The sequence below is a fragment of the Georgenia sp. SUBG003 genome, from assembly GCF_000715355.2.
In the GTDB taxonomy this organism is placed as follows: domain Bacteria; phylum Actinomycetota; class Actinomycetes; order Actinomycetales; family Actinomycetaceae; genus Georgenia.
In genome coordinates, this window is record NZ_CP180204.1 from 1,456,792 (window position 1) to 1,475,931 (window position 19,140).

Annotated in this window: 16 protein-coding genes and 4 pseudogenes; 1 reads left to right on the forward strand and 19 read right to left on the reverse strand. The window is 71.5% G+C overall.

The window, feature by feature from the left end; all coding sequences use genetic code 11:
• The first annotated feature begins 132 nt into the window (after positions 1-132).
• On the forward strand, positions 133-1,059 hold the full coding sequence (locus DA06_RS07175; protein ID WP_052436471.1) for a DUF4870 domain-containing protein: 927 nt from the start codon (positions 133-135) through the stop codon (positions 1,057-1,059).
• A 467-nt stretch (positions 1,060-1,526) separates the two neighbouring features.
• Here the strand turns inward: DA06_RS07175 and DA06_RS07180 are convergent, their stop codons facing one another.
• The 19 genes and pseudogenes from DA06_RS07180 to DA06_RS07270 form a co-directional block, all read right to left on the reverse strand.
• Positions 1,527-2,471 (reverse strand): dihydrodipicolinate synthase family protein, encoded by a 945-nt coding sequence (locus tag DA06_RS07180; protein WP_043498652.1) that lies wholly within the window; start codon positions 2,469-2,471, stop codon positions 1,527-1,529.
• A 102-nt stretch (positions 2,472-2,573) separates the two neighbouring features.
• Positions 2,574-3,287, reverse strand: a complete 714-nt coding sequence (locus tag DA06_RS07185) for an ABC transporter ATP-binding protein (RefSeq protein WP_043498655.1) — start codon at positions 3,285-3,287, stop codon at positions 2,574-2,576.
• Entirely contained in the window at positions 3,284-4,042 is a 759-nt protein-coding gene (locus tag DA06_RS07190; protein ID WP_418607269.1) for an ABC transporter ATP-binding protein, read from the reverse strand. The genes DA06_RS07185 and DA06_RS07190 overlap by 4 nt, the downstream gene beginning before the upstream one ends.
• Positions 4,043-4,138: 96 nt before the next feature.
• Positions 4,139-5,170 carry a branched-chain amino acid ABC transporter permease gene (locus tag DA06_RS07195; RefSeq protein WP_418607899.1) on the reverse strand — a complete coding sequence of 344 codons (1,032 nt, stop codon included), beginning with the start codon at positions 5,168-5,170 and terminating at the stop codon, positions 4,139-4,141.
• A complete protein-coding gene (locus DA06_RS07200) occupies positions 5,053-5,898 on the reverse strand; it encodes a branched-chain amino acid ABC transporter permease (protein WP_418607271.1) in 846 nt (281 codons plus the stop codon). The genes DA06_RS07195 and DA06_RS07200 overlap by 118 nt, the downstream gene beginning before the upstream one ends.
• Before the next feature lie 85 nt (positions 5,899-5,983).
• A pseudogene (locus DA06_RS07205) lies at positions 5,984-6,127 on the reverse strand (branched-chain amino acid ABC transporter permease); the annotation flags it as partial.
• A gap of 160 nt (positions 6,128-6,287) precedes the next feature.
• On the reverse strand, positions 6,288-7,469 hold the full coding sequence (locus DA06_RS07210) for a branched-chain amino acid ABC transporter substrate-binding protein (RefSeq protein WP_418607272.1): 1,182 nt from the start codon (positions 7,467-7,469) through the stop codon (positions 6,288-6,290).
• A 534-nt stretch (positions 7,470-8,003) separates the two neighbouring features.
• Positions 8,004-9,437: an aminopeptidase P family protein gene (locus DA06_RS07215; protein WP_043498658.1), complete on the reverse strand. Its 1,434-nt coding sequence runs from the start codon at positions 9,435-9,437 to the stop codon at positions 8,004-8,006.
• Entirely contained in the window at positions 9,434-10,723 is a 1,290-nt protein-coding gene (locus DA06_RS07220) for an alpha/beta fold hydrolase (protein WP_043498661.1), read from the reverse strand. Before DA06_RS07220 ends, DA06_RS07215 begins: the two co-directional genes overlap by 4 nt.
• The gene (locus DA06_RS07225; protein ID WP_418607273.1) at positions 10,720-11,163 is read right to left on the reverse strand and encodes an ATP-binding cassette domain-containing protein; all 444 of its coding nucleotides are present in this window, start codon (positions 11,161-11,163) and stop codon (positions 10,720-10,722) included. Before DA06_RS07225 ends, DA06_RS07220 begins: the two co-directional genes overlap by 4 nt.
• 130 nt (positions 11,164-11,293) lie before the next feature.
• Positions 11,294-11,587: pseudogene (locus DA06_RS07230) on the reverse strand (ATP-binding cassette domain-containing protein); the annotation flags it as partial.
• Positions 11,584-12,426, reverse strand: a complete 843-nt coding sequence (locus DA06_RS07235; protein ID WP_052436472.1) for an ABC transporter ATP-binding protein — start codon at positions 12,424-12,426, stop codon at positions 11,584-11,586. The gene DA06_RS07235 and the pseudogene DA06_RS07230, both read right to left, overlap by 4 nt.
• The gene (locus DA06_RS07240) at positions 12,423-13,418 is read right to left on the reverse strand and encodes an ABC transporter permease (protein WP_043498663.1); all 996 of its coding nucleotides are present in this window, start codon (positions 13,416-13,418) and stop codon (positions 12,423-12,425) included. The genes DA06_RS07235 and DA06_RS07240 overlap by 4 nt, the downstream gene beginning before the upstream one ends.
• The gene (locus DA06_RS07245) at positions 13,415-14,377 is read right to left on the reverse strand and encodes an ABC transporter permease (RefSeq protein WP_418607901.1); all 963 of its coding nucleotides are present in this window, start codon (positions 14,375-14,377) and stop codon (positions 13,415-13,417) included. The genes DA06_RS07240 and DA06_RS07245 overlap by 4 nt, the downstream gene beginning before the upstream one ends.
• 2 nt (positions 14,378-14,379) lie before the next feature.
• Positions 14,380-15,144 (reverse strand): ABC transporter substrate-binding protein, encoded by a 765-nt coding sequence (locus tag DA06_RS07250; RefSeq protein WP_418607903.1) that lies wholly within the window; start codon positions 15,142-15,144, stop codon positions 14,380-14,382.
• A gap of 148 nt (positions 15,145-15,292) precedes the next feature.
• Positions 15,293-15,946, reverse strand: a pseudogene (locus DA06_RS07255) (ABC transporter substrate-binding protein); the annotation flags it as partial.
• A gap of 199 nt (positions 15,947-16,145) precedes the next feature.
• Positions 16,146-16,568: a hypothetical protein gene (locus tag DA06_RS07260; protein WP_418607905.1), complete on the reverse strand. Its 423-nt coding sequence runs from the start codon at positions 16,566-16,568 to the stop codon at positions 16,146-16,148.
• Positions 16,459-18,144 (reverse strand): annotated as a pseudogene (locus DA06_RS07265) (glycoside hydrolase family 127 protein); the annotation flags it as partial. The pseudogene DA06_RS07265 and the gene DA06_RS07260, both read right to left, overlap by 110 nt.
• Before the next feature lie 206 nt (positions 18,145-18,350).
• The gene (locus DA06_RS07270) at positions 18,351-19,025 is read right to left on the reverse strand and encodes a GntR family transcriptional regulator (protein ID WP_043498665.1); all 675 of its coding nucleotides are present in this window, start codon (positions 19,023-19,025) and stop codon (positions 18,351-18,353) included.
• Positions 19,026-19,140: the final 115 nt, after the last annotated feature.

Genomic DNA, 19,140 nt, shown 5'->3' on the forward strand with positions numbered 1-19,140 from the left:
CCGGATCACCGGCGTCGCCGTTGCGCCGCTGCCTATCGTGACCAGATTCCCTGTACGTTGCCGCAAGGCCTGGAATCCTTGAGAACACCGGTGCTTTCTCACCGGCCACGACAGCAGAAGTGGTGAACCGAGATGACGACCAACCACCCCGAGGGGTCCAGCACCGCAGGCACCCCGGACCGCTCCGGAGACGACGGCGGAATCACCCCACCGGCACCTCACACGCCGGGCAGCCCCGGCTACGGCCAGCCCGGCGAGCCCGCGTACGGCGAGCCCGGTCCCGGCGAGACCCGCCCCGCCTCAGGTGCCGGCGGCGAAGCCAGTCCCGGCGCCGCCGGTGGTGCACCGTACGGTCAGGGCGCGGTTCCGCCGCCGCCCGCGTCGACGGGTGAGGGCGCACAGGGCGGGTACGGCGGCCACCCCGGGTACGGGGCGACGGGAGAGACGTCTTCGCCTGGCGGCTACGGAGCCGCGTACGGACAGGGGCAGCCGGGCGGATTCGGCCAGGGCCCGGCAGGGGAGGCGCCGTCGTACGGCTCGTACCAGCAGGACCAGTACGGCGCGGGCCAGCCCGGCAGCTACGGCGCCGGCCAGCCCGGGGGTACGCCGTCGTACGGCTCGTTCCAGCAGGACCAGTACGGCACCGGACAGCCCGGCGGCTACGGCCAGCCCGGTGCGGCACCCGGCTTTGGCGCCGGCCAGCCCGGCCACCAGCAGTACGGCTCGTCCATCATGAGCGACGCCGACCAGCGCCTGTGGTCCACGCTCACCCACCTGAGCGCGCTGATCTTCCCGCTGCTCGGGCCGCTGGTGATCTGGCTGGTGCTCCGCGAGCGCGGCGCCTTCGTCGAGGACCAGACCAAGGAGGCGCTGAACTTCAACATCACGATGGTGATCTTCGGCGTCGTCATCACCATCGTCTCGGTGATCACCTTCGGGATCGGAACGATCCTGTACCTCTACTACGTCGCCGCGCTGATCTTCATCATCCTCGCGGCGGTCGCCGCGAACCGGGGCGAGCGGTACCGGTACCCGCTCACCATCCGCCTGGTGAACTGACCTCCGGCGGCCGCCCCGGTCGGAACGGCCACGTTTGTCGGGGCGGCCGGCGTCGGGGCGGCCACCTTCGTCGGGAGCGGTCGCCTTCGTCGGGGCGGTCGCCCACGGCCCGGCCGTGTCCGGGCGACCTCCCGCTCGGCGGTCGGGCCGTCCCATGACCGGGCCGACGGAGTCTCTCCGCGTCCGCCCCGGCATACCCGCGCACCGGCGGCGCTGAGGTTCGGCCCTCGAGTGAAGACCCCGACGAGATCGAGGTTCTGGCGCGTTCCCGCCCGATCTGGAACCAGAACCTCGACGTCGTCCGGCGAAAACGGCGGGCCGGCACCCGAGGGTGCCGGCCCGCCGGCCACGAGCGACGCATGAGGCGCCGCACGTGAGCAGGCACGAGCAGCCCCAGGACCGCCGGTTCGGCAGCGCCCCAGGACCGCCGGTTCGGCAGCGCCCCGGAGGCCCCGCCGCAGCGTCCGTCAGGACGCCGTCGTGGCGGTGAGGTGCGCGAGCGCCTCGAGGGCGCGCTGCGTGTCGGCGCGCGCCTGCGCCTCCATCTCCGGGCTCAGGGCGGTGCGCGGCGGGCGGCTCGGGCCGCCGTAGCGGCCGACCATGTCCATGCCGAGCTTGATGGCCTGGACGAACTCGGTCCGGGAGTCCCAGCGGAACGCGGCGATGAGGCTGCGGTAGATCTCGCGCGCCTCGTCGTAACGGCCCTCGACCATGTAGTTGTACACGGCGACGGTCTCGGCCGGGAAGACGTTCGGGTACCCGCCGAACCAGCCCACCGCGCCGTCGACCATGAGCTCGAAGAGGACGTCGTCGGCGCCGGCGATGACGTCGATGCTCGTCCCGGCTGCCTCGCAGGCGTCGTTGATCTCGAACGCCCGGCGCACGTCCGCGCTGAACTCCTTGATCGCGACGACGTTCTCGATGCCCGCGAGCTCGGCGACGATGTCCGGCGTGAGGTCGACCTTGGTGTCGAACGGGTTGTTGTAGATCATCATCGGCAGGCCCGCCTCGGAGACCTTCTCGAAGTGCTCGACGATCCCGCGTCGGTCCGAGCGGTACATGGTCGGGGGCAGGCACAGCACGCCGTTCGCACCGTCCTCGGCGGCGAGCTCCGCCCAGTGCTTGGCCTGGTGCCAGCCCGGCCCGTGGACACCGGCGACGACGACGCCGCGGCCGGCCACCGCCTGGACGGCCGTCTGGACGACCCGCCGGCGCTCCTCGTCGGTCAGGGACGAGTACTCGCCCAGCGAGCCGTTCGGCCCGACGCCGCGGCAGCCGTTGTCGATCAGCCACTCGCAGTGCTCGCCGAACCGGTCGTAGTCGACCTCGAGCCCCGCCGGGGCTGTCGGGTTCTCCTTGTAGGGCAGAGCGGTCGCCACGACCACCCCGCCGAGGTTGAGCTCGCGTGCCATGCCAACACCTTTCGTCTCGAGCCGCTCACTCCTCGCGGCTGTAATATGTCACACCGTACAGGAGGACCGGCAGTTGGACCAGCCTTGTCGCGACGAGACGGTTCAGCCCATGTAGGCCGAGATGATCGCCTGGTCCTGCGCCAGCTCGGCGGCCGGGCCGGAGAGCGTCACGTGCCCGTTCTCGATGACGTACGCCCGGTCCGCGATCCGCAGCGCCGCCCGCGCGTTCTGCTCGACCAGGAGGATCGTCGTGCCGCCGTCGTTGATCTGCTTGATCAGCTCCATGACCTGCTTGACGACGAGCGGCGCCAGGCCCATCGACGGCTCGTCCAGCAGCAGCAGCTGCGGGCTGCCGACGTAGGCGCGGCCGATCGCGAGCATCTGCTGCTCGCCGCCCGAGAGCGTCCCGCCCTGCTGCGCCCGCCGCTCCGCCAGACGCGGCAGCATCTGGTACACGTCGTCGATCCTCGCCGCGAGCGTGCGGGCGTCTGAGGCCTGGTAGCCGCCGAGCTGGAGGTTCTCGTGCACGGTCATCGTGGAGAAGATCCGACGCCCCTCGGGCACCTGGATCAGCCCGTCACGGACGAGGTCCCAGGGCCTGGCGCGCGCGATGTCCTTGCCCCGCCAGGAGACGGTGCCGGCCCGCGGGCGGTACAGGCCGGACAGCATGGACAGGGTCGACGTCTTCCCCGCGCCGTTGTTGCCGAGCAGCGCCACGATCTCGTGCTCGCCCACCTCGAGGGTCAGCTGCCGCAGCGCCTGCACGCGACCGTAGAACAGGTCGACGTCGCGCAGCTCGAGCTCCGCCGTCGTCATGACTCGTCCTCCTCGTCCGCCCCGAGATAGGCCTCGATGACCAGCGGGTTGTTCTTCACCTCGTCCGGCGTTCCGTCCGCGATCTCCCGCCCGAAGTTCAGGACGATGACGCGCTCGGAGATGTTCATGACGAGACCCATGTCGTGCTCGATGAGGACCACGCCGATGCCCAGGTCCCGGATGCGCCGGATCAGCGCGATCAGGTCCTGCTTCTCGCTGTGGTTCAGGCCCGCGGCCGGCTCGTCGAGCAGCAGCATCTTCGGCTGTGTCGCCAGGGCTCTCGCGATCTCGACCCGGCGCTGCTCGCCGTAGGGCAGCTGGGACGCCAGGAGGTCCTCGTCCAGCGAGAACCCGACGAAGTCGAGCCAGCCGCGCGCGTCCTCCAGGCACTGCGCCTCCACCCGCCGGTAGCGGGGGGTGTGGAGGATGGCGTCGAAGACGTTCTGCCTGATCCGGGCGTGCATGGCCGTCTTGACGTTGTCGACGACCGTCATCTCCCGGAACATGCGCACGTTCTGAAAGGTCCGGCCGAGGCCCAGCTTGACGATCGAGGACGGCAGCTTGCGGACGATGCTCTCGCCGCCGAACAGGATGTCCCCGGAGGTGGGCCGGTAGAACCCGGTGATGCAGTTGAACGCGCTCGTCTTGCCCGCGCCGTTCGGGCCGATCACCGAGATGATCTCCCCGGCGTAGGCATCGAAGGTCAGCCCGTCGACCGCCTTGACCCCGCCGAACCGCAGCCTCAGGTCCCGCACGGACAGGAGCGGCTTCTCGTCCCCCCTTGCGCGCCCGGTACTCGGCCGCGCTGGCCGCCACGTCGACCCCCGCCCGGCTCCCCTGGTTCTCGACGCTCATGCCAGCTCCTCCGACCTGTCGATGTTCTCGACCGGCTCGTGGTGGTCCGTGAACCCCTCACGCGGCGAGCGACCCTTCTCGCGGAAGTGCAGGAACGGCAGCACCGCCGTCGAGGGCCACAGCCCCTGCGGACGGAACAGCATCACGAGCACGAGGAGCAGCCCGAACATCAGGTAGCGCCAGCTGGCGAAGTCGCGCAGGAGCTCCGGCGCGAGGGAGATCACGAGCGCGCCGATGATGACGCCCGGGGTCGAGCCCATCCCGCCGAGCACGACCGCCATGAGCAGCAGCGCCGAGTTCAGGAAGATGAACGACGTCGGGCTGATCGCCGTCTGGTGCGCCGCCATGAGGATGCCGGCGAGGCCGCCGAAGATCGCGCCCAGGATGTAGGCCGCCAGCTTGGTGAGGTAGGTGTTGATCCCCATGGCCTCGGCCGCGTCCTCGTCGTCCTTGATGGCCCGCCAGGCGCGGCCCAGGCGCCCGCGGCCGAGCCGGCTGACGGCGAGGACGGTGAAGCCGCCGCCGGCGAGCACCGCCGTCCAGTACAGCAGGATGTTGCCGCTGAAGTGGATCCCGAACAGGTCCACGCCGTCGCGGAAGGTCCAGCCGAACAGGCCGAAGGTCGGGATGCCGCTGATGCCCGACGGGCCGCCGGTGATCTCGAGATTGTTGGCGGTGAGGCGGATGATCTCGCCGAAGCCCAGGGTCACGATGGCGAGGTAGTCGCTGCGCAGACGCAGGGTCGGCCCGCCGATGATGACGCCGGCGCCGATGCACGCGACGATGACGAACGGGATCGTGAACACCAGCGGCATGTCGTTCGTCGCGAGCACGCCCGAGGTGTAGGCGCCGACGGCGAAGAAGGCGTAGTACCCCAGGTCCAGCAGGCCCGCGTAGCCGACGACGATGTTCAGGCCCATCGCCAGCATGATGTAGATGAACGCCGACGTGCCGATGGAGATGGTGTACGGCGAGGCGTCGATGAACGGCAGTGCGAACGCGAGGAGCAGCAGCAGCCCGCCGACCAGCGACATGAAGCGCCGCGGCTGCCGCAGGCCCCGAGCCGGGGCGGGGCGCTCGCGCGTCGGGGCGGGGGGGCGTGATCCGGTAGGTCAGCCCGCTCACCGTGCGGGTCTCGGTGGTTCGGGTGGTCATGGCGGTCACATCCGTTCCACGACGCGGGCGCGAGGATGCCCGTCGGTCGGAAGGAGAGGAAGAGGATCAGGCAGGCGAAGGAGAAGACGTCGCGCCACTCACCGCCGAGGAAGTTGGTGCCGAACGACTCCAGCAGTCCGAGCAGGATCCCGCCGAGCATCGCGCCGTAGAGGTTCCCGATGCCGCCGATGACCGCGGCGGTGAAGGCCTTGAGCCCGATGACGAACCCCATGAGGAAGTCGATCGTGCCGTAGTAGGCGCCGGCCATCACGCCGGCCGCGCCCGCGAGCGCCGAGCCGATGAAGAACGTGCGGGAGATGACGCGGTCGACGTTGACCCCCATGAGCTTGGCGGCCTGCGGGTCGAGCGCGATCGCCCGCATCGCGCGGCCGTCACGGGACCGCATCACGAGGAAGTTCAGCGCCACCATGAGCCCGGCGGCGACGGCGAAGAGGATCAGCTGCGGCAGGGTGATCCGCGCGCCGAGGAGGTTGAACGTCTCGCCGGTCAGGCGCACCTGGTAGACGCGCGGGTTCGGGCCCATGAGCTGACGGACGCCGTACTCCAGGATGAAGGAGACGCCGACGGCGGTGATGAGCACCGCGAGCCGGGGGGCTGCCCCGCAGCGGGCGGTACGCCACCCGCTCGACGAAGACGCCGAGCAGCCCGGTGAAGATCATGGCGATGAGCATCACGAGCAGGAGCGACATCAGGCCGCCGCTGGCGGCGAGGCCCGTGACGGTGGAGAAGAGCACGTAGCCGGCGAAGGCGCCGACCATGTAGACGTCGCCGTGGGCGAAGTTCAGCAGCTTGATGATCCCGTAGACCATCGAGTAGCCGAGGGCGACGAGGGCGTAGAAGGAGCCGACGAACAGGCCGTCGACGACGAGCTGGAGCACGGCGGGTGCCTCCCGGGAGGGTGCGGGCGGTGGCGGCTTCGCGCGGCACCCGGGGACGGCGCGTCAGCACCGCCCCCGGGCAACGGACACGTCAGCCCTGCAGGTCGTCCTTGAGGACGAACTCGCCCTCGGGGCCGACCTCGACGATGGCGAAGCCACCCTCGGAGAGGGTGCCCTCCTCGGTGAACTTCAGCGGCCCGGAGAACAGCTCTAGCCCGTCGATGTTCTGGATCGCCTCGATGACCGCCTCGGAGTCGGTGCTGCCCGCCTGCTCGATGCCCTCGGCGACGACGCGGACGGCGTCGTAGGCCTGGGTCGAGTACGGGCCGGGACCCTCGCCGTAGAGCTCCTCGTACTTGGCGATCCACTCGTCGGCGCCCTCGAGCATGTCGGGCGTCTGGGTGAAGGTGCCCTCGACGCCCTGGGCGGCGCCGCCGGCGATCTCGGCGAACTTCGCGTCGACGGTGCCGTCGGCGACCAGGAGCTCGCCGTCGTAGCCCGCCGCGGCCAGCTGGGCCGCGATCAGGCCGCCCTCCTGGTAGTAGCCCGTCCAGTAGACCAGGTCGGGGTCGGCCGAGAGGATCGAGTTGACGTTGGCCGAGTAGTCGGACTCCCCGGCCGTCACGGACTCCTCGAGGACGACCTCGATGCCGGCGTCCCCGGCCTGCTCCGCGACCGCGGCGGCGAGGTCGGCGGAGTAGTCGGTGTTGTCGTCGACGAGCGCCAGGCGCTGCGCACCCTGCTTCTCCGCCCACGCCAGGGCCGCCTGCGCCTGCTGGTCGCCGGTGCCGTTGATGAGGAAGACGCCGTTCTCGTCCGCCTCGACGAGCTGGTTGGAGTTGGCCGCGGGGATCACCATGGGCACGCCCGCGCCCGAGAAGATCGGCAGCGTCGGGAGCGTCGCGCCGGAGCAGTAACCGCCCACCGAGGCGACGATCTCCGCCGTGATGAGCTTGTTGGCCGCGGCGGTCGCGCTCGTGGCGTCGCAGGCGTCGTCCTCCGTGACCAGCTCGAGGTCGCGGCCGAGCACGCCGCCCGCCTCGTTGATCTCGTCGATCGCCATCTGGGCGCCGTTCTCCATGTAGGGGCCGAAGGCGGCCTCCGAGCCGGAGAACGGTGCGAGCATGCCGAGCCGGATGGGGCCCTCTTCGGTGCCCTCGTCGCCGCCGCTCCCGGTGACGCCGCCGGAGCAGGCGCCCAGCGCGAGTGCCGAGACGGCACCGACAGCCATGATGCGGAGCCGGGATCGGCCACGCGGGGAGAGATTCGCCATGTCAGTCCTTCCGAAACGCCTGTGTCTGCCGCCCGCACCCCCGCCGGGCGATGGGGTGTCACACATTACATAGTGGAGAGACCTGCGGGACCCCCTCGGCGCATCGAGACCCGTACCGCGACGCATTGAGACCGATCTGTGACCTCAGTCGCACGCTGCCCGTTGACGTCGGGCGCGCGTGAAACCGCCGCGTGCGCGCGAGATCACCTCGTGCGCCCGGGAGGCCGAGGGCACTCGGCGGTATCGCCCGCAGCCGTGAGCAGGGCGGGGGCTGCGGCGCGCGCCCATAAACCGTCAAGTGCGCGCGAGACCGGCGAGTGCGCGTGAAACCGCCGAGTGCGCCCGGGATCGCCGCGTGCCGGCCCGGGACGGAGCGGGGCACCCGGCGGAATCGCCCGCAGCCGGCGGAGCGGATGGCCAGTCTGGCGCACCGCCAGCGAGCGGATGGCCGGTCTGGCGCACCGCCAGAGAGGGGCGGCGAACTCTCGCCCGCAGCCGGCGAGCAGGCGCAGGCACCCCGCCCGGTGCCGAGCCCTACGCGCCGCCGAGGTGGCGCTGCGTCCACCGCTCGATGCCGTCGGCGTCGATCGGCAGCGCCTCGGAAAGGAGCTCCGAGCCCGACTCCGTGACGAGCAGGTCGTCCTCGATCCGGATGCCGGTGCCACGCAGCTCGGGCGGCACGGTCAGGTCGTGCGCGTGGAAGTAGAGCCCGGGCTCGACGGTGAGAACCATGCCGGCCGCCATGGTGGCGCCCTGGTACGTCTCGTAGTCCGAGTGGGCGCAGTCGTGGACGTCCAGGCCGAGGTGGTGGCCGATCCCGCAGACGAGGTAGCGCCGGTGCAGCTGACCTTCCGGCGACAACGCCTCGTCGACCGACATCCCGAGCAGGCCCCAGTCGTGCAGCCCCTCGGCGATGACCTCCATGGCCGCGAAGTGGAAGTCGGAGTACTGCGCGCCCGGACGCACGTGGCTCATCCCGGCACGGTGGGCGGCCTCGACGAGGTCGTACACCTGCCGCTGCGCCGTGGAGAACCTTCCCGACGGCGGAAAGGTCCGCGTGACGTCGGCGGTGTAGAAGGACCGTTCCTCCACGCCCATGTCCAGCAGGAGGACCGAGTCGGGCTCGACCGGTCCGTCGCAGCGCACCCAGTGCAGGGTGGCCGACCGCGCCGCCGAACCGACGATGGTCGCGTACCCGGGACCGTTCCCCACGCTGCGGGCGTGCCGGTCGAACGTGCCCTGCAGCCACCGCTCGCCGTGGCCCTCCACCGCGGCCGGAACCTCGCGGAGGACCGCGGCGAACCCGTCGACGGTGTGGTCGACCGCGCGGCGCAGCTCACCGACCTCCCAGTCGTCCTTGATCATCCGGAGGTCCGAGCACACCCGGTCGAGCTCGGCCGACCGCTGGATGCCGTTGCGCCGGAGCAGCTCGTCGTCGACGCACCGACCGGCGAACGCACCGGCGAGCGGCACCTCGTCGAGCTCGCCCAGCGCCCGCACGGGGATCCCGAGCGCCTCCTCCCACTCCTCCAGGCCCGCCGAGGGACCGACCCAGAGCTCGCCGTGGGCGGCGTCGGAGAAGAAGCGCGGATCGCCCGGACGGGCGGGCGGCGGGAGGTAGAGGACGGCGTCGTGCTCGCGCCCGTTCGGCCGCAGGACGAGGACGCCGCCCTCGACGGCGCACCCGGTCAGCCACAGGAAGTCGCTGTCGGGGCGGAAGTCGTAGTACGTGTCGTTGCTCCGCACCGGCGCACTCCCGGCGCCGACGACCACGGTCCGTCCGGGCAGGGCGGCGCTCAGCCGGCGCCGGTGGTCGGCGGCGGCCGTCGCCGCACCGGGCGGAACCGGGGCCGGTACCGGCACGGTGGCCCAGCCCTGGGCGATGGCCCGGGTGAACGCGGGAACGTCCGCGAGCCGGGTGGGGCGGGTACCGGCGTAGCGCGGCCGGTGGTGCGTCGTCCTGGTCATCGGCGTGCGCCTCCTTGCTCCTCGACGAGCTCGACGAGCCGCGTGAGGACCCGTCCGCTCTGCAGTCCGTCGTGCTCGAACTCGTTGGTCACCCACGCCCTGCTGCTGCCCACGCCCTCGAGCGTGCGCAGGGACAGCGCGGACTCCACGAACATGTCCTCGAAGTACACCGCGCAGGCGAGGGGCACCTCGTTGGCGGCCAGCCGCTCGGGCTCGTAGAGCTGGCTCCAGACCTCGCGCCCGGCCAGCTCCTCGACTGCGGGGCGGAAGGGACGCAGGGCCCGGACCTCGGAGAACATCCACGGGTAGGTCATCTCGCCGGTCAGCAGCAGCGGGCGGGCCCGCTCGTCGAAGGCCGGGCGCCGGTCGCGCTCGGCCTGTGCGGCCCAGCCGGTCGGCCCGTTGGCGCCGTCGCCGTAGATGAACTCCTGCAGCACCCAGAAGAGCGGGTTGTCGGTGCTCGCCGTGCGGAGCTGGACCTCCTCGAGGAACTTCGGGTGGAGGACGCCCGGCTCGCGGAACGCCTCGGTCAGCAGCCAGTGGAGCCGCTGCGGCCCGGGGCCCATCCCGAGGTCGATGCCGAGGCTCTGCAGGCGGCGCACGGTCAGGCGGTCGCCGTCGGGCAGCCGCACGTCCGCCGCGTCCAGCGCGTCGGCGATCTCGGCGAGCTCCCCGACGAGGTGCGGGTAACGCGCGACGAGCTCGGCGTTCTTGCGCTCGAGCCGGTCGTACGTGTGGCGGTACACGGCTCCCGCGTCCGGCGGCACGGCCGGGATCCCGCCCGTCACGTAGCAGGCGGCGAGGCCCTCCGGGGCGGTGGAGAGGTAGGTCAGGGTGATGAAGCCGCCGTAGCTCTGCCCGAGGGTCGACCACCGCCGCCCGCCGTAGACGACCTGCCGGACGTGCTCGGCGTCGCGCACGATCGAGTCGGCCCGGAAGTGGCAGAGGTAGTCGGCCGCGGCGACGGCGTCGAGGCCGTCGACGTGCGTCCCGTCCACGGGCGTGCTGCGGCCGGTACCCCTTTGGTCGAGGAGGACGACCCGGAACCGCTCGAGCGCCTCGCCGATCCAGCCGGTCCGGTCCACCGGCCGCGGCGACTTCCCGCCCGGCCCTCCCTGGAGGAACACCAGCAGCGGGAGGTCGTCGTGACGCCGGGACGGGTCGCTCAGCTCCCGGACGAACACCTCGATCCCGGGCCCGCCCTCGTCGGACCAGTCCAGCGGGACCGGCACCCGGTGCTCCCGCACCCAGATCCCGGGCAGCGCGTACTCCCTCGTGGCGGTCATGGACGAACCCCCTCCTCCACGAGCCGGCCGGCCTCCCGTTCCCGCCTGGCCCGCTCCCACTCGGGGCGGATCCGCGGCACGGCGGCGAGCAGCTTGCGGGTGTAGTCGTGCCGGGGCGCGTCGAAGACCTCGTCACGGTCGCCGGCCTCGACGATCCTGCCCTGGTTCATGACCGCCACCCGGTGGGCGATGTTCCGCACGACCGCGAGGTCGTGGGCGATGAACAGGTAGCTGAAGTTCTCCTCGCGCTGCAGCCGGCGGAGGAGGTTGATCACCTGCGCCTGGACGGAGACGTCGAGGGCGGAGACCGCCTCGTCGCAGATGACGAGGCGAGGCCCGACGGCGAGCGCGCGGGCGATGCCGATGCGCTGCGCCTGCCCGCCGGAGAACTGCCGCGGGTAGCGCTGGTGGTGGTCGGGGTCGAGCCCCACCCGGTCCATGAGGTCCCGGGTGAAGGCGCGGGCGCCGCCGGGGGGGCGTGCGGCCCTGGTAGCGCAGGGGCGCGGTGATGATCTGCTCCACCGTGTGCCGCGGGTTGAGGGAGGAGTACGGGTCCTGGAAGACGAACTGGACGGTCGAGCGGAAGCCGTGCAGCTCCTTGCCCCTCAGCCGGGTCACGTCCTGCCCGTCGACCTCGACGCTGCCCGTGGTGGTGTCCAGCAGGCGGCCCACCAGCCGCGCGGTGGTGGACTTCCCGGAGCCGGACTCACCGACCAGGGCGACGGTCTCGCCCTGCCGGATCTCGAGCGTGACGTCGTCGACGGCGCGGAAGGTCCGCCGGCGCCCGAGCAGGCCGCCGGCGTCGCGGACCTTGAACTCCTTCACGAGCGAGCGCGCTCGCAGCAGCACGTCCGGGCTGGTCATGCGGAACCTCCGTGCTCTGCGGCAAGTATCCGCAGGTCCGTGATGTCGTCGTCGATCCTCGGCACCGCGTCCAGCAGGGCGCGCGTGTAGGGATGCTCGGGCGCGGAGAACACCTGCTCCGCGGAGCCGTACTCGACCTGCCGGCCGTGCCGCATGACGAGCACGTCGTCGGCGATCTCGCTGACGACGGCGAGATCGTGCGTGATGAAGATGAGCGAGGCGCCCGTGTCCTGGCGCACCTCCCGGAGCAGGTCGAGCACCTGCGCCTGGACCGTGACGTCCAGGGCCGTGGTCGGCTCGTCCGCGATGAGCAGGTCCGGCTCCATGGACAGCGCCGTCGCGATCATGACGCGCTGGCGCATCCCGCCGGAGAACTGGTGGGGATAGTGGTCCACACGCTTGGCGGCGTCCGGGATGTGCACCCGCTCGAGCGACTCGATGGCGACACGCCTCGCCTCGCGGCGGGTGACCCGCGGCCGGTGCGAGCGGTAGGCCTCCTCGATCTGCAGTCCCACCGTGTAGTACGGGTTCAGCGAGGAGAGCGGATCCTGGAAGATCATCGCCACCCGGTCGCCCCGGACCTTCCGCAGCTGCGGCTCGGACATGGACGTCAGCTCCTGCCCGCGCAGGGAGATCCGCCCGGAGCGCGTGGCCCCGCCGGGCAGCAGGCCCATGATCGCCAGGCTCGTCATCGACTTCCCGGAGCCGGACTCCCCCACGATGCCGAGGGACCTGCCCTCGCCGACGGCGAAGCTCAGCGAGCGCACGACGTCGGTCGGGCCCGCGGGCGTCTCGAACGTGACGGTGAGGTCGTCGACCTCGAGAAGGTTCTCGCTCATGATGTCCGCACCCGCACTCTCGGATCCAGGCCCGCGTAGACGAGGTCGACCACGACGTTGCCGACGATGACGAAGAAGGCCGCGAGGAGGGTCACGGCCATGATGACCGGCTGGTCGTTCTGGGAGATCGCGTCGGCGGCCATCTTCCCGACGCCGTTGAGCCCGAAGACCGTCTCCGTGATCAGCGCCCCGCCGAGGAGCCCGGCGAAGTCCATGCCGAACAGCGTGACCACGGGGGTCAGGGCCGGCCGCAGCGCGTGGCGCCGCACCAGGAGGTGCGGGGCGAGCCCCTTGGCGCGGGCGGTGCGGACGAAGTTCTCGCCCAGCGTGTCGATGACGTTGGCCCGGGTGAGCCGCGCGTACATCGACGCGTACAGGAACGCGAGGACGATCCACGGCATCAGGTACGTGAGGAACCACCGGCCGGGGTCCTCCGTCAGCGGCGCCGGCTGGGGGAAGGGCAGCCACTGCAGCTGGACCACGAGGACGTACTGCAGGACCAGGGCGAGGACGTAGTTGGGGATCGAGATCCCGGAGAGCGCCACGACCATGGCGGAGCGGTCCATCCAGGTGCCCCGCTTGAACGCGCTGATCAGGCCGGCGGCGACGCCGCTGAGGAGCCAGAGCACCGCGGCACCGACCGCCACGGACAGCGAGACCGGGAGGCGGGTGACGACCATGTCCCAGACCGACTGGCTCGACTGGAACGAGTAGCCCAGGCAGGGCGCGGCGCACTGGATGGCGTCCGGGCCGGACCCGTAGGTGCGCCCGGCGAAGAGGCCGCCGAGGAAGCCGAAGAACTGGGTCAGGAACGGCTCGTCGAGCCCGAGGTTGTCCCGGATCTGGTCGATCCGCTCGGGGGTGCAGGTCTTTCCGCAGATCTGCACGGCCGGGTCCGGCGAGAGCACGAAGAAGATGACGAACGTGAACAGGCAGACGAGGAACAGCACGACCGTGACGGCGGCGAACCGGGCTGCGAGATAACGGATCATGAGCGCGTCTCCCCGTCCAGCATCGAGTGGAGCCGGTCCCCCAGGACGGTGAAGGACATGACCAGGAGGAAGAGGAACGCCCCGGGGATCAGGAAGTAGGTGGGCACGACCGCGTACCAGTTGGTCGACGCGGCGATCATCTGCCCCCAGGACGGTGCGGGGGGCACGACGCCGACGCCGAGGAACGACAGCCCCGCCTCGGTGCCGATGTAGCCCGGGACGGCGAGCGTGACCATCACGATGATCGTCTGACCGAGGTTGGGCAGGACCTCGCGGAAGACGATGGCGAGGTCGCTCGCCCCGGAGGCCCTGGCCGCCTCGACGAACTCGCGCTGGGCGAGGGACATCGTCTGGCCGCGCACGACGCGGGCCAGGTACGGCCACCCGAAGATCGAGATCACGACGACGAGCAGGGTGGAGCGGTTCCCGGCCGGCAGCGCGGAGAGGATAGCGATCATGAAGATCAGGGCGGGGAACGCCATGAGGAAGTCCATGACGCGGGAGATGACCTGGTCCACCCGGCCGCCGAAGTAGCCGGCCAGCACGCCCATGGCCACCCCGATGAAGGTGGTCAGCGCCGTGGCGGAGAGGGCGATCGACATCGAGACCCGCGCCCCGTAGACGATGCGCGCGAAGATGTCGCGGCCGCTGCCCGGCTCGACGCCGAACCAGTGCTCGGACGAGATCCCGCCCCAGGGGCCGGCAGGCATCCCGCCCAGGTCCGGGTTGATCGCGCTCTGGTCGAACTCGTACGGCGACCACCCGCTCACCTTCACGATGAGCGGGGCGAAGATCGCCATGAGGACGACGAGCGCGATGTACCCGACGCTGAGGGCGGTGCCGAGCCTGCCGGCCCGCCTGCGGCGACGCCGCGGCCGGGGCGCGGGGGCGCCGTCCGCCTGGGACGGCGCCCCCGAGTTCTCGATCTGTTCGGCTCCGGCCGCGAGTGTGAACGTCACGCTCAGCCTCGCTCCGGGTCCTTCAGGCCGACGAGGACGAGGTCGATGCCTCCGGTCGCGGCCCCGGGCGAGGAGTACAGCCCCGCGACGTTCTCCCCGGGAACGGTGATGGTGGACTCGTAGACCAGCGGCACGATCGGGGCGAGCTCCATGATCTGCTCGTCGAGCTTGCCCCACTCCTCGCTCGCCGCGTCCAGGTCGGTCATCGCACGGATCTCCTCGATCCGCGTGTTGATCTCCGGGTCGTCGATCTGGGCGAGGTTGCTGTTGCCCTTCTCCAGGATGCTCGAGCCGTGGAAGAGCGGCGGCAGGAACGTGCCGGCGGAGGAGGCCCAGTCCGGGCACCAGCCGGTGATCGCCGCGTCGTGCTGCTGCGAGATCGTGCCGATGGTCTCGTAGTACGTCGCGGAGTCGATGACGTTGAGCTGGACGTCGATGCCGAGCTCGCCGAGCGCCTCCTGGATGGCCTCGCTCTGCGCCTGGATCTTCGGCTGGGCCCGGGTGTCGAGGACCATCTCGAACCCGTCGGTGACGCCCGCCTCCTCCAGGAGCGCCCGCGCCTCCTCGAGGTCTCCGGTGTGGCCCTCGCTGGGGTACAGGTCGTACTCCTGGCGGGCCCCCATCGTCGGCGGGAGGATCGTCGTCGCGACCTCGGCGAGCTGCGTGCCGCCGCTGGCGTTCTGCACCGCCGCCTTGTCGACGGCGAAGTTGATCGCCTGGCGCACGCGGACGTCGTCGAGCGGCGGCTTGGTCGTGTTCAGGGACATGTAGGTGGTGCAGACGCCGGGGGAGCTTGAGGGTGCGGTCGGCGAAGCGCGGGTCCTGCAGCCGCGCGAGGGTGGCCGGCTGGACCGTTCCGGCGATGGCGTTGACGTCCGAGCCCTGGCCGGCGAGCATGCGCTCGTCGATCGTGGCCGCGTCCAGACCGATGACGAACTCCCAGCTGTCCGGGTACGCCTCCCGGACGTCGTCGGTCTCGGGGTCCCAGTGCTCGTTGCGCACCAGGGTGATGCGGCTCCCCGGCTCGTAGGACTCGAGCTTGTACGGGCCGGAGGAGATCAGCCCGTTGATGAACTCGTCGCCGGCGCCGGTGCCCTCGGGGAAGGGCGCGAAGTTGGCCTGCGCCACGAGGTAGCCGAACTCGGGGTACGGCTCCTTGAGGTGGAAGACGATCGTCTGCTCGTCCGGCGTCTCGATCGTCTCGAGCGGGCCGGAGCGGTAGGGCCCCTCGTACCCCTCGGGGGCGTCGATGACCTGCTTGGCGTAGGGGGAGCCGATGCCGATCTCGGGGTCCCAGGCGCGGGAGACGCCGAACTTGATGTGCTCGGACGTGACGGGGGTCCCGTCCTCGAACTTCACGCCGTCCCGAAGGGTGAACGTCCAGGTCAGGCCGTCCTCGGAGGGCGTGCCCATGTCGGTGGCGAGGTCCGGCACGATCGCCGAGGGGTCCTCCGCGTTGCCCGGCGCCGACGTCGTCAGCGTGCGGTAGACGAGCCGGTAGAAGTTGTTGACGCCGCCGTCGAACCCGCGGGCGGGGTCGAGGTAGGAGAAGTCGGTGTTCTGCAGCATGTAGACGGTGCCGCCGGCCTCGGGGGTGGTGCTGAAGCTCGCCCCTGCGGTGCCGGTGCTCCCGGTGCTCCCGTCGGAGCCGGTCTGCCCCTCGCTGCCGGCGCACGCGCCGAGTCCCAGCGCGAGCACAGCGGCCAGCGAGGCCGAGATGATGGTTGATCGTTTCACGGTTCTCCCCGTACGTAGTTGTCGCCGTTGCCTAGCTCCCGCGGAGCCACACCCGCATGGCACCCACGTCTCTGTTCCCCCACAGGTAGTAGGGGACGAACCGGACGTCGGCCCGGTCCTCGTCCGCGGACGTCGCGATCTCCGCGACGTCCGGGTACAGCTCTTCCGTCGCGGGCGGCACCACCGCGAGCGTCGCCTCGAGCACCTGGTGGTCGCAGCCCTGCAGGGGGGTCCGCGGCGTCCACCGGCGCGACGGGGCTGGGGACCGGCCGCTGCGACAGCAGCTCGGCCGGCCTGAGCACGAGGTCGTCCACGGCGGCCGGCGCGTCCTGCTGCTCGACGCAGTAGACGACCGGGCCGCGCACGAGCGCGTACGAGCCCCTGGTCGCGTCCAGGTGGGGGTGCGAGGCGACCACCGTCGCCGGCATCCGGAACGACAGCTCGAGCACGTCACCGGCGGCCCACCGGCGCTCAACGACCACCCACCCGTCGACGGGTCCCACGGCCGACGCCTCGCCGTTGACCAGCACGGCGACGTCCCGGCCCGCCCGCGGCACGCGGACCGCCAGGGCGACGGGCGCGTCGTCCGCGCGGCCGACCCGCACCGTGACCGTGCCGTCCCACGGATAGTCGGTCTCGACCGCGACGTCGAGGGCCGGCGAGGTGATGTCGGCCGGGGCGAGCACGGCCAGCGTCAGCGACCGGTCGGTCGCCACCGCCACGTGGTCCTGCAGCTGGGCCATCCAGCGCACCACGTTCGGCGGGCAGCAGGGGCAGCCGAACCAGGACCGGCGGAGGAGCTCCCCGCCGCTCTCGGCCCCGCTGCGCTGGGAGTGGTCGGGCCGTCGCTGCAGCGGGTTGTCGTAGAAGAACGCCGTCCCCTCGGCGGACAGTCCGACGGCGTAGGCGTTGAACAGGGCCTTCTCGTAGACGTCGAGGACGTCGGCGCGGCCGGTGGCGAGGAACAGCCGCCACGCCCACTGCATGAGCCCGACGGCGGCGCACGTCTCGCTGTAGGACCGCTCGGACGGAAGCTCGAACCGGTCGCCGACCGCCTCGTCCGAGTGGCGGCTGCCCAGGCCGCCGGTCAGGTAGAGCTTGGTGCGAACCATGTCGTCCCAGAGGTGGACCAGGCGCGCGAGGAGCTCCTCGTCGCCCGTCTCCACCGCCACGTCGGTGGCCCCGGCGGCCAGGTACATCATGCGGACGGCGTGGCCCGTGACGGAGTCGAGCTCCCTTAGCGGCACCTCGTCCTGGAAGTACTCGGGCGGGAAGATCGTGTGCGTGATGCCGTGGGACCCGCGCCGCTCGACGAACAGCTCGGCCTGGCGCAGGTACGCGGACTCGCCGGTCTCGCGGTAGAGCTCGACGAGCGCCATCTCGACCTCGGGGTGGCCGCAGTACCCGGCCTCGCCGTCGGCTCCGTACCGGCGCACGACCAGGTCGGCGAACCGCCGTGCCACGGTCAGGAGGCGGTCGTCCCCCAGCTGCCTGCGGGCAGCCACGGCCGCCTGCGCCAGGTGCCCGAGGTTGTACAGCTCGTGGCCCCAGGCGAGGTCGCTCCACGGCGCCTTCGCCGCGTCGGGGCCCTGGAAGTACGTGCCGAGGTAGCCGTCCGCGTCCTGCGCCCGCGTGACGAGCCCGACCGCCTCCTCGTAGAAGGCGACGACGTCCTCGCCCGCCGTGCCTCGCGCGATCTCGTAGACGATCCCCTCGAGCGTCTTGTACACGTCGGTGTCGAGGAAGGGGTACCGGCCGCGGTACGCGCCGGCCCCGGGGTCGACCAGGCGGCGGAAGTTCTCGAGGTTCCCCGCGCGCCGGATCTCGCGGACGGTGTGGGGAAGGGTGGCCGCGGCGTTCCGCTCCTGCCACCGGCCGAGCAGCCCGCCGCGCAGGCGCACGCTCTCCGGCCCGAGCACGTGACCGGGCACTCCCGCCAGGCGCACGGCAGCGCTGGTACCGGGACGGGGGCGAACCTCAAGAGCACTGGCCACGGGGTGGCTCTCCTCACGGACGGAGACGGTCGGCATTGACGGCAGAGCATATGTGACATGCCACTGGTGAAGTCAATACCCCCCGTGGACCAAGATTTGGCGGGTCGTCGCCGGGCGGTCACGCTGGAAGCCCGACCGTTAGCCGCTCGGGAGGTCAGCCAACAGCGGCCAGGCAGGCCAGCCGGCCGCCACTCGGAACGCCAGCCGCAGCCGCTCGCAGGTCGGCCCGCAGCCGCGGGAGGTCAGCCGGCGGCGGGCTCCGGGTTGCCGGACCACCACCCGAGCACGTGCCCGATGTGCCGGTGCATGAGCGACTCGGCGCCGGCTCCGTCACCGGCCTCCAGGAGGTCGAGCAGCCGCTCGTGCTCGAGCGCGGACTCGCGGAGCTGCTCGGTGTCGAGCATGCCGGAGAGCCCGGTGAGCCGCGTCTGCCGCCGCAGGTCCGTCACGAGGCTCACGAGGCGGGTGTTGCCGGACAGCGCCAGGAGGTCCCGGTGGAAGGTGATGTCCGCGCCGAGGTAGGCCGCGAGATCACCGTGGCCAGCCGCGTCGACGATCTCGCGCGCCTGCTCGCGGAGCTGCGCCCGGGGCGCGTCGGGGAACGCGCCGGCCAGGTCGCGCACCACCGGCACCTCCACGAGCTGCCTGAGCTGGACCAGCTCCTCGAGGTCCTTGCGCGAGACCTCGGTGACCCGGAAGCCCTTGTTGCGCACCGGCTCGACGAAGCCGCGCTGCTGGAGGTTGATCATCGCCTCGCGCACCGGCGTGGCCGACACGTCGAACTTCAGCGCGAGCCCCGGCACCGAGACCAGCTCCCCCGCCGCCAGCTGGCCGGACACGATCGCGGCGGCGACCGAGTCCTCCACGTGGCTGCGCAGGCTGGCCGCGGGCGCGACCGGGGCGAACGGCGTCGACATGGCGGCCTCCAGAAGTGTTCGGGTAGCCCAGTGTCTCACGGTTACCGGCTTGTAACATGTCACACTGTATGGTCAGCGCCGCCGATACCCCGTCCACCGCCGATCACGCTGAGAG